Here is an 8,714-nt window from a genome sequence, read left to right as displayed (position 1 = left end):
CGGCCAGGGCCTCCAGATACTGTTCCAGGCCGATCACCCGGTGGTTCAGCGCCTCTTCAGCTTCCGCGAGAGCAGCCCGAACCCGCTCGAACTCGCCCCGCAGTTCCTGCACCCGCACCAGAGCCGCCTTCTCACGGCTCTCCAGCACTGCCCGCAACGACGGCATCCGCCACTTCCGCATCACCAGGACGAACACGACGGCCTCAGCCTGCCTGGAACACGAAGCAACCACGACTGACCTGCAGAGACTCGCACATCAGATTCGGAAAAGAGACACCTTCTTATGCACCCGCCCAGTTCACAGGGCTTCCCTGCGCTTCGGCTTCGCCGCCGCAGGCGCTCGTCGCCGTCACCCGCAGCTACCAGGCCCCGGGATACACTGCTCCGCCTCACCCTGACCGGAGGTCATTTCAGTGTTTCCCGCACGGGTACTTGCCGGTGCCCCGTTGGCTCTGGTGATTCTCGCCCTGTCCGGCTGCTCTTCCCTCTGGCACTGCACCGACACGACGGCGGAGCGCGGTGAGGCCGGTGTCAGGGTCCAGGTCGAGGACACGTCTGGGCAGCCTCTCGGCGTCACCGCCGAGGTCGTTGACTGGCGCCTGGAGCCCCACCCGCAAGTGCCCTCCGAAGGTGACCGGGTCCACTTCCACTACCGCTTCGACGGCGCTGACGAGAGATCCGGCCCTGCAGTGGATGCCTGCGCGGTCGATAAGGAGCGCGTGGCGTTGGGGTGTCAGACGGTTTATTCGGCGCAGGCGTTCGGGCCGGATGGTGCCCTCACGGGCGACGACTGGCTCGCCGTCGAGCACCCTGAGCAGGTTGCCGGAGTCCTATTGATCCCCAATGACCAGTCCTACGATGGACGAACCTGCGAGACGGACATGAAGGACGGTGGCGGGACACATCCTCCGGAACCAGCCGGTGCGGGGGACCAGCTGTAAGGCGGTCAAGCCGGTTGAGCGCGAGGTACGGGTCTGCCGGCGCCCCGGTGTTTGCGCTGTTTGGTGGTCTGGTTGTGCGCCCATCGCCCCGGCTCGACCTTGCTGCGGCCGCTCCGAGTCCCCTTCCCCGGGTTTCCTTCGCAATCACGGAGCCGCGTGATGCGTGGCGGTGCAGAGCCGGGCGTGAGCCGTCAGCTTCTCCGAGTCCGCAACGCTGCACTCCCGGAAGCTGAGGTGTCCGGTCCCCGGATCTGCGCCCGGTGGTACTCGACCGTCGAACCCCCGCCCTTCCGCACTGGAAGGACGGGGTTTGCGGTGGGGGCACGTTCGCTGGTCGGCGATCGCCGACCAGGACGGCGCAGTGCAAGTCAACCGGAATCCATCCAACGGGGTCGGGACAGTGCTGCAGGTGTCGGCGATCCACGTCCACGCGGTCCACGTGCCGAGCCAGGGGCCGGTGGTGCCAGGCGCTTTCACGCCCGCCCTGGGGCGCGTCATCCGCCCGCGGCGTCCTCGGCCTCCCAGCGCAGCAGGTCGCCCGGCTGGCACTTGAGCACCTCGCAGAGCGCGGCGAGCGTCGCGAAGCGCACCGCCTTGGCGCGGCCGTTCTTGAGTACCGCCAGGTTGGCGGGCGTGATCCCCACGCGGTCCGCGAGTTCGCCCACGGACATCTTCCGCCTGGCCAGCATCACGTCGATGTCGACGGCGATCGGCATCAGATCACCTCGTCCAACTCGGCCTGCATCTTCGCCGCTTCGACATCGCGCGCGACGGCCTGGGCGAGCAGCATCCGCAGTACGAGCACCATGAGCGCGACCCCCAGGATGGCCACGCCGACCCCGGCCATGATGAAGGTGACGCCCGGGTCTTCCCGCTGGCCCGGCGCATTGAGGGCCGTGACCGCGAACCATACGAGAGCAGCCGCCACGATCGCGCCGATCATGACGTCCACGTACCGGAAGGCGGCGTGGGAGAACACGGTTCCACGTCGCACCATCGTCACCAGTCGCCATACGCAGACCAGGGCGACCTGGGCCGACGCCATGCCCAGGATCGTGATCACGCGCAGCGGGGTCAGCGGGAGTGAACCGTCCTCCGGGTCGCTCCCGCTGACCAATGCCCACACCATCCCTGCCTGTACGAACACGGTGCCGGCGAGCACCACCACGAGCACGGCGCGCAGCGCACGCACTGCCAGCTTTCCCATGACCCATCCTTCCATCGAGTTGCGATGGGAATCTATCGAATATCGATAGATGAAGCAAGAGTCGGGACGGAGGGTGGGTGACGGTTTCGCACCGCGGCGGGACGTCGCCGCCCCCTCCCATGGCATGGCGGTTGCGAGAGCCGTCTTGCTTCTTGTCGAAGTCGGCCTCGCTTGAGTAATTGTCAAGACCTGTGGATGGCCGCTCGACGGTTGTCCCGATGACGGAGGTCGTGACCGCCGCGATCTGACGGGCTGTGGCTCGTTTTTAGCTGCTACAGCGGTTGCCCCTGCCGTGAACGAAATTGGATCGTCTGCAGCTCGTGGTCAGTCATAGGGTGCGGCAATGGACTGGAACGCCTGATCATCCGCGCCGCCACGAGGTGCGGGCGCGGCTTGTCGAGTTGGACGCCCGCAACACCGCCGCGGCTTCAGAGACGGCCCGCCTGGCAAGGCTGGACCAGGTCGAGGTAGTGACGGGCGACGCCTCCCTCATCGACCAGTACCGGGACATGCCCCCCCCGCGGACCTCGTTCTGGTCTGCGGTGTCTTCGGAAACATCACCGACAGCGACATCGAGGGCACCATCGGCGCCTGCAACCAGTTGTGCAAGACCGGTGGCAGCGTCATCTGGACTCGCAACCATGCAGCCCCCGACCGAGTGCCCATGATCTGCGATTGGTTCGACGAGCAGGGTTTCGAACTGCAGTGGCTGTCCGAACCGGGTGCTGGCTACGGGGTCGGTGTGCACCGGTTCACCGGCACGCCTCGACCCCTGCGCACCAGCACCCGACTGTTTGAGTTCGTGGGCTACGACGTGCTCCGTCAGCGTGAGACTGCACAATCCGGCTGAGCTCTGTCATGGCAGCCCCACTCCTGTCTGAGTAATTGCCCTAACCGACCAGCCGCCACAAGATCAGGCAGCGCCCCGCGAACGTTCGACCAGGATTCCACTCTCGAACCGGGCGCCCATGCGGACCAGGGGCACGAGGTGGGCTCCGGTGATCGCCCGCCAGCGGGCCTGGGCGGACTCGACGAGTTTGAACACCATCGCGAGGGCTGCGGCGGGGCTACCGGCGCCGCGGGTGACCTTGGTGCGGAGCTTGACGGTGGAGAAGGTCGACTCGATGCAATACCAGTGACTTTGGCGTCCGACGGCGGCTCCCTGGGTGACGCTTCCGCAGGTCAGAGCCCCAAAAGGCTCGTTAAGTCACTGGCATTGCGACTCGATGGGGTTCGTGGTCCGCAGATGGATCCAGTGCTCGGCCGGGAAGTCGTAGAACGCCAGCAGCTCGTCGCGGTCGTCGGTGATCTTCGCGACGGCCTTGGGAAACTTGGCGCCGTATGTCTTCGCGAAAGCCTCGATCGCCTTCTCGGCGTGGCCGCGGTCCTCGGCGTTGTAGATCTCCTGCATCGCCTTCGTTGCGCCCGGCTGTGCGGACTTCGGCAGGGCGTTCGTGACATTCCGGGCCTTGTGGACCCAGCACCGCTGGTGGCGGGCAGCCGGGAACACCTCGACCAGCGCCTTCCACAGGCCCATCGCGCCGTCGCCGACAACCAGCTCGGGATCGCGCATGCCGCGCCGGCGGCAGTCGCGCAGCAGATCCGCCCACGACTTGGTCGACTCCCGCAGGCCCTCGGCCAGCGCGATCAGCTCCTTGGTGCCGTCCAGGCGCACGCCCATCAGCACCAGGACGCAGGAGTGCGCCTGCCCGAGCCGGACCTTGGGGTGCACCCCGTCCGCCCACACGTACACGTAGTCGGACTCAGCGAAGTTGCGCTGCTGGAAGGCGGCGTGGTCGTCCTGCCACTGCTTGGTCAGCCGGGTCACGGTCGCCGGCGACAGACCGGCCGCCGAGCCGAGGAACTGCTCCAGTGCGGGCACGAAGTCCCCCGTGGACAGCCCGTGCAGGTAGAGCAGCGGCAGCACCTCACTGACCTTGGGCGACTTGCGGCACCACGGCGGCAGGATCTTCGAGGAGAACCGCATCCGATCGCCGGTGGCCGCGTCCACCCACCTGTCGTTCACCCGCGGGGCTGTGACCTCGACGGAACCTGCGGCGGTGCTCACGGTCCTCGGCCGGTGGTGGCCGTTGCGGACCACCAGGCGGCGCCCGACATCGTCCGTCTCCGCGGCCAACTCGGCTATGTACTGGTTGACTTCGACCTCCAGCGCGGCAGCGAGCATCCGCCGGGCGCCCTCGCGGACGATCTCGTCGATTAGGGATCCGGACTCGGTCGAACCGTCGGAGTTAACTACGCTGAGCACGGGCGTGCCTTCCCAACCCGCGCTGCGAACGCGGGCCTACTCGGTGACCATCACAGGATCATTCGGGAAGGTACGCCCTCCGCTTCCAACCCGAAGTCGATCCACAGACATCCGAGCTTGGTAAGAAGTCAAGCTGCGAGCGTCACCGGCGCCGTGGACGCGGCGGGGAACGCCTTGCCGGGATCGAACTTCTGCCCGGTCTGCAGGCAGTGGTAGAGGCACCCCAGGAAGCGGTTGAAGACGTTGCGCATGGCGGCGGTGTGCCGGTCCCCAAGGTCCCGGCGTCGGTCGTATTCGGCCTTGACCTGTGAGGAGGGCAGTGCCCCGAAGATCCATACGTAGCCTGCGGCGGCCAGCCGCTGGTTCTTCACCCGCCGGTGGCGCACGAGGTGGCTCTTGCCGCTGGCGATGGTGACCGGCGCCGAGCCGGCATACGCCTTCAGGGCGCGGGCGTCGGCGAAGCGGGTGCGGTCGTCACCGATCTCGGCCAGAACGCGTGCGCCGGTGAGCGGCCCGATCCCGGGGAAGCTGCCCAGGATTTCGGCGTCCGGATGCGTGGCGAACGCCTCGGCCGCAGCCTCGGCGAGGTCGTCGGCCGCCCGGCAGGCGGCATCCAACTGGGCCACCAGCGCGAGGGTTTGCCGCCCCATCGCCTGCTCGATGAGCGACGGCTGGTGCAGGTAGTCGCCGGTGAAAATGGTGCGCAGCCGTTCCGCCCAGACCTCGATGTTCCGCTGCCGTCCGGATCTGCGCAGGGCGGCCCGCAGTTGGGCACGGGTCAAGCGGGCGGCGGTGTGCGGGTCGGGTGCCACGGCGAGGACCGCGCGGGCCTCCCGGGAGTCCAGGCCCACGCCGCGGACGGCGAACGCAGCGAGGGCGGCCGGGTAGTACTGCTTGAGGTGCGAGCGCAGCTGGTTGTTGAGCTGGGCTCGGTTCCACACCGTGTCCTGCTGGGCGCGGGCGAGAACGGCGATCGCCCGTACCAGTTCGGAGTCGGCGGGCAGGGGCCGGTGCACGTCGGCGTCGGTCCGCAGGATGTTGGCCAGTGTCATCGCGTCGGCGTGGTCGGACTTCGCGCGGGCGCTGCGGTGCCGCTCGCGGTAGCGTGCCACGGCCATCGGGTTGATCGAGTACACCTTGCGGCCGGTGGTGCGCAGGCAGGCGAACAGCAGGCCGCGGGCGGTCTCCACCGCGACCGGTATCGGGGCTTGAGCGCAGTCACCGGCTTCAGCGAGCAGGGCAAGCAGCTGGCGGAAACCGCCCGCGTCGTCCTTGATGCGCTGCTTGGCGACCAGTTTTCCCGTCTCGTCGACCAGCGCCACGTCGTGGTGGTCTTCCGCCCAGTCGATCCCGCAGGTGATTGTCAACTTCAAGCTCCCTACTCTTCGTGCTCGTCCTGGTGTGAGCCTGCGCAGGGCGCGCCGCGACCTAATAGGAGGGCTCGATGGCCCGACATCCGATGAGCAGTTCGCAGCCCCAGCTCCCCGCACGGTCCCCGGTCTCTGGAAGGAGCTCGGCGGCTCGCGTGGTGAGGGAGAGGTGGCCGTACGGACGGCTCAGGTCACGATCATGACGTCATCGTGGAGATGTTTGACGCGCTTCGGCAGGTGCACGGTGACGGGGCCCTCTGCCTGTGGAGAGGAGTCCGGCTCCAGGTCTTGAGTAGGGGTCACCCGTCACCGTGCACAGCTATTAGGTCTTGAGCATTGCTCTGCGGGTCTCGCTCAGGCGCCGCAGATGCGGCAGCAGCCGGTAGAGGCTGTCGGCGAAAACGACCTCGTTGAAGCCCTCCGCCAGGAGCGCGGGGTGGGAGTGGACCATCGCCTTGTGCTGCGCGCGGACGGTGTCGTCGGGCACGGTCCGGTTGGCCGGGCGCGGACCCTGCCGTTCCACGCACACGTCGGCCGGGGTGGACATCATGACCGCGATGGCGGGCATGCCGTGCCGCTTCGCCGCAGCGACCAGCGGTTCCCTGGCAAGTCCTTCTGTTCACATCCGCATCAAGCATAAAACACCGCGCCACCTCAGGCGTATAGGAGTCAAGCTCGGGCGATCTATCTGCCGGGATGCCTGATTTAGGGCGTCAGACGTTTGGAGCGTTCGCCGAGTCGGCTCGGGGTGCAAGACCGGTCCGGTCCCTGCGGAGCGGGCCGGAGGCCAACCCCAGCAGCCCGACGCCGACGAGCATGATGGCGCAGGCGGTAGTGACGACTGTCGGACCTTCGAGGTCGGCAAGTGTGCCGAGCAGGTTGTTCATGAGCAGCAGGGCGAGACTCTGTACGAGTACGAGTACGGCCTGCACACGGGACAGGTGGCTTCCAGGAGTTGCTGTGAGGATCAGCGGCGCGATGTGGGCAGAAAACATCCCGTTTCCAATGCCGATGACCAGGGCAGCGATTGTCGCTACCGCCACGCCGGGCGCGAGTGCGAGTGCGAGTACTCCCAGCCCGGCCAGCGCCAGCGCGCTTGCCGACAGGAGCCCTGGCCGGCCCATCGGCCCGCGCTTCACGACAACCGCAGTGACGGCCACCATGCCTACTCCTTGCGCTCCGATCACGAGCCCAGTGGATCCCGCGCCCCACTGCTCCTGGCGTGCGAGCAGGGGGAGGAGCAGCGGAAGGACGGGCAACAGAAGGCCGGCTGCAGCTCCGGTGAGGCACAGCCCCGGGCGCAACACGGGATGGGAGAACGCCACACGCACACCGTCTATGGCGTCCTTGAGGAGACTGGACGCCCCCCGAGGGCGGCACGTGGTGTCGTGGCCGGACGGCCACCAGCACGATCAGGGTGAGAGCGAAGGTAACGGCGTTGACCAGAGCGGCGCCTGCCAGGCCGGCGAGGCCGACGAGTGCACCGCCGAGTGGGCCGCCTCCCATGTTGACCACCTGGCCACCGATCTGCCGGAGAGACAGAGCGCGAGGGAGCTGCTCCTTGTCCACCAACCGGCGAGGCATGGATCCGGAAGCCGGCAGGTAGAAGGCGTCGACGACTCCGACGGCTATGCCCGCTGTGATGAGCAGGAGTGGTGGAGCCCCCAGGTGATAGGCGACCGCGGCCAAGACGAGTGAGAAGACCAGCATCGCCGCATCGCCCGTGATCAGTACACGGCGCGCGCTGAATCGATCACTGACCGCACCCCCGATGAGCAGGAGAAGGACGCGGGGAAGCGTGATGGCGCTCAGAGTCAGTCCTGCGATCATGCCGCCGTGCTCGCTCGCGGCCCAGCCGAGGGCGAAGTAGAAGGCCGAGTTGCCTGCCAGGGACACCAGGATTCCGGCCAGCCATAGCATGTAGGAGCGGGGCAGTCGGCCCTTGTCCCGCACCTCGCCAGGTGATTGGTGGGAGACGGCTTCATGGGGCTTGGTGGAGGAGTGCGAGAGGTTGTCGTCAGGTGCTGACATTGAGCACCCCCGGCTCGGTCCAACTGGGGATTGAGATCACAGAGCGCAGGGTCTCAGACGGCACTGACACTGGAGCTGTTTGCGTCTACAGCCCAGCGCTACTCGGAGGGCTGACTTCCGCTTCCCCCGCCGACGAGGCTGTCTGCTGGCCGCACGCCTTCAAGGATCATCGTCCCGCCGTCCCTAAAGGCCAGGGGGCAGGTTCTAGGGAAGGCGGGCCAGCAAGTGGGTGTCGAGGAAACCCCGTTCGGAGGCCGGGTCGTGGAGCAGCCGGGCGAACGTGACGAGCCCGGCCTTGGCCAGCAAGTCGGTGAACCGGTCCACCGGCCAGCTGTAGGCGGGCGTCACTTTGTGGTCGAAGCGCACCGGCTCCGGTCCCTCGGTCCCGAAGAACGACACCAGGAGTAGACCTCCTGGTGCCAGGACACGTACCTGCTCGGCGAGCAGCGCGGGCAGTTCCCCAGGCGGGGTATGGATCATCGAGTAGTGGGCCAGCACTCCGCCGAGGGTGCCGTCCTCGACCGGCAGGGCCTCCATGCGTGCCTCGTCGAACCGCAGTGCCGGATGGGCCCGCCGGGCGTGGTCGACCATGGCTGGGGAAAGGTCGAGCCCGAAGGCGTTCAGCCCCAAGTCGTGCAGCATGACCGTCAGATGTCCCGGTCCGCACCCGACGTCGGCGGCCCGCAGGTTCCCCGTCCCGCGCACCAACTCGGCGAAGGTGCCGATTATGTACCGTGCGAACGGCTGCGTCTCCAGCTGATTAGCGAACAGCGACGCGTACAGCTCGATGAAGCTCCCCCTTTCACCTGGACAGCCTGATACTGGGACGGAAGGTCCCGGAGGAAGTAGTCACAGGTAGTGAGCAAGAAGAGCAATACGAGCAAGCGGTACACGGCGGA

General features: G+C 67.3%; 8 protein-coding genes and 4 pseudogenes. 2 read left to right on the top strand and 10 right to left on the bottom strand.

The annotated features are described in order from the left end of the window. Window positions 1–196: pseudogene (locus ACZ3IC_RS33720) on the bottom strand (hypothetical protein); the annotation flags it as partial. Between the two features lie 217 nt (window positions 197–413). On the opposite strand from ACZ3IC_RS33720, the gene ACZ3IC_RS33715 reads away from it, so the two are divergent. Beyond that, window positions 414–941 (top strand): hypothetical protein, encoded by a 528-nt coding sequence (locus ACZ3IC_RS33715; protein WP_467422466.1) that lies wholly within the window; start codon window positions 414–416, stop codon window positions 939–941. Between the two features lie 494 nt (window positions 942–1,435). Here ACZ3IC_RS33715 and ACZ3IC_RS33710 read toward each other — a convergent pair whose 3' ends face one another. Both ACZ3IC_RS33710 and ACZ3IC_RS33705 read right to left on the bottom strand, forming a co-directional pair. After that, window positions 1,436–1,657 (bottom strand): helix-turn-helix domain-containing protein, encoded by a 222-nt coding sequence (locus ACZ3IC_RS33710; RefSeq protein WP_010981499.1) that lies wholly within the window; start codon window positions 1,655–1,657, stop codon window positions 1,436–1,438. Then, window positions 1,657–2,148: a DUF2975 domain-containing protein gene (locus ACZ3IC_RS33705; RefSeq protein ID WP_467422464.1), complete on the bottom strand. Its 492-nt coding sequence runs from the start codon at window positions 2,146–2,148 to the stop codon at window positions 1,657–1,659. Before ACZ3IC_RS33705 ends, ACZ3IC_RS33710 begins: the two co-directional genes overlap by 1 nt. Window positions 2,149–2,812: 664 nt before the next feature. Here ACZ3IC_RS33705 and ACZ3IC_RS33700 point away from each other — a divergent pair. Next, complete coding sequence (locus tag ACZ3IC_RS33700) at window positions 2,813–2,998, top strand: hypothetical protein (RefSeq protein ID WP_467422463.1); 186 nt, start codon at window positions 2,813–2,815, stop codon at window positions 2,996–2,998. Window positions 2,999–3,061: 63 nt separating this feature from the next. Here the strand turns inward: ACZ3IC_RS33700 and ACZ3IC_RS33695 are convergent. From ACZ3IC_RS33695 to ACZ3IC_RS33665, 7 genes and pseudogenes are all read right to left on the bottom strand, one after another. Next, window positions 3,062–3,274: pseudogene (locus ACZ3IC_RS33695) on the bottom strand (IS256 family transposase); the annotation flags it as partial. A 102-nt stretch (window positions 3,275–3,376) separates the two neighbouring features. Continuing rightward, window positions 3,377–4,414 (bottom strand): annotated as a pseudogene (locus ACZ3IC_RS33690) (IS256 family transposase); the annotation flags it as partial. Between the two features lie 128 nt (window positions 4,415–4,542). Next, entirely contained in the window at window positions 4,543–5,781 is a 1,239-nt protein-coding gene (locus ACZ3IC_RS33685; protein ID WP_467422470.1) for an IS110 family RNA-guided transposase, read from the bottom strand. A 325-nt stretch (window positions 5,782–6,106) separates the two neighbouring features. After that, a complete protein-coding gene (locus ACZ3IC_RS33680) occupies window positions 6,107–6,379 on the bottom strand; it encodes an AAA family ATPase (RefSeq protein WP_467422468.1) in 273 nt (90 codons plus the stop codon). Between the two features lie 118 nt (window positions 6,380–6,497). Next, complete coding sequence (locus ACZ3IC_RS33675) at window positions 6,498–6,947, bottom strand: hypothetical protein (protein WP_467422471.1); 450 nt, start codon at window positions 6,945–6,947, stop codon at window positions 6,498–6,500. A 259-nt stretch (window positions 6,948–7,206) separates the two neighbouring features. Continuing rightward, window positions 7,207–7,704 (bottom strand): annotated as a pseudogene (locus ACZ3IC_RS33670) (MFS transporter); the annotation flags it as partial. A gap of 315 nt (window positions 7,705–8,019) precedes the next feature. Further along, entirely contained in the window at window positions 8,020–8,604 is a 585-nt protein-coding gene (locus ACZ3IC_RS33665; protein ID WP_467422467.1) for a class I SAM-dependent methyltransferase, read from the bottom strand. Between the last annotated feature and the right edge of the window lie 110 nt (window positions 8,605–8,714).

The organism is Streptomyces sp. NPDC002958, assembly GCF_055563255.1.
Note: the sequence above shows the minus strand (reverse complement) of the source record. Positions and strands in the feature narration are given on the sequence as shown.

Excerpts from the sequence above, each read along its gene's own strand:
- ACZ3IC_RS33710 (WP_010981499.1), bottom strand. The coding sequence starts at position 1,657 with ATGCCGATCGCCGTCGACATCGACGTGATGCTGGCCAGGCGGAAGATG.
- ACZ3IC_RS33705 (WP_467422464.1), bottom strand. The coding sequence starts at position 2,148 with ATGGGAAAGCTGGCAGTGCGTGCGCTGCGCGCCGTGCTCGTGGTGGTG.
- ACZ3IC_RS33700 (WP_467422463.1), top strand. The coding sequence starts at position 2,813 with ATGATCTGCGATTGGTTCGACGAGCAGGGTTTCGAACTGCAGTGGCTG.
- ACZ3IC_RS33675 (WP_467422471.1), bottom strand. The coding sequence starts at position 6,947 with ATGGTGGCCGTCACTGCGGTTGTCGTGAAGCGCGGGCCGATGGGCCGG.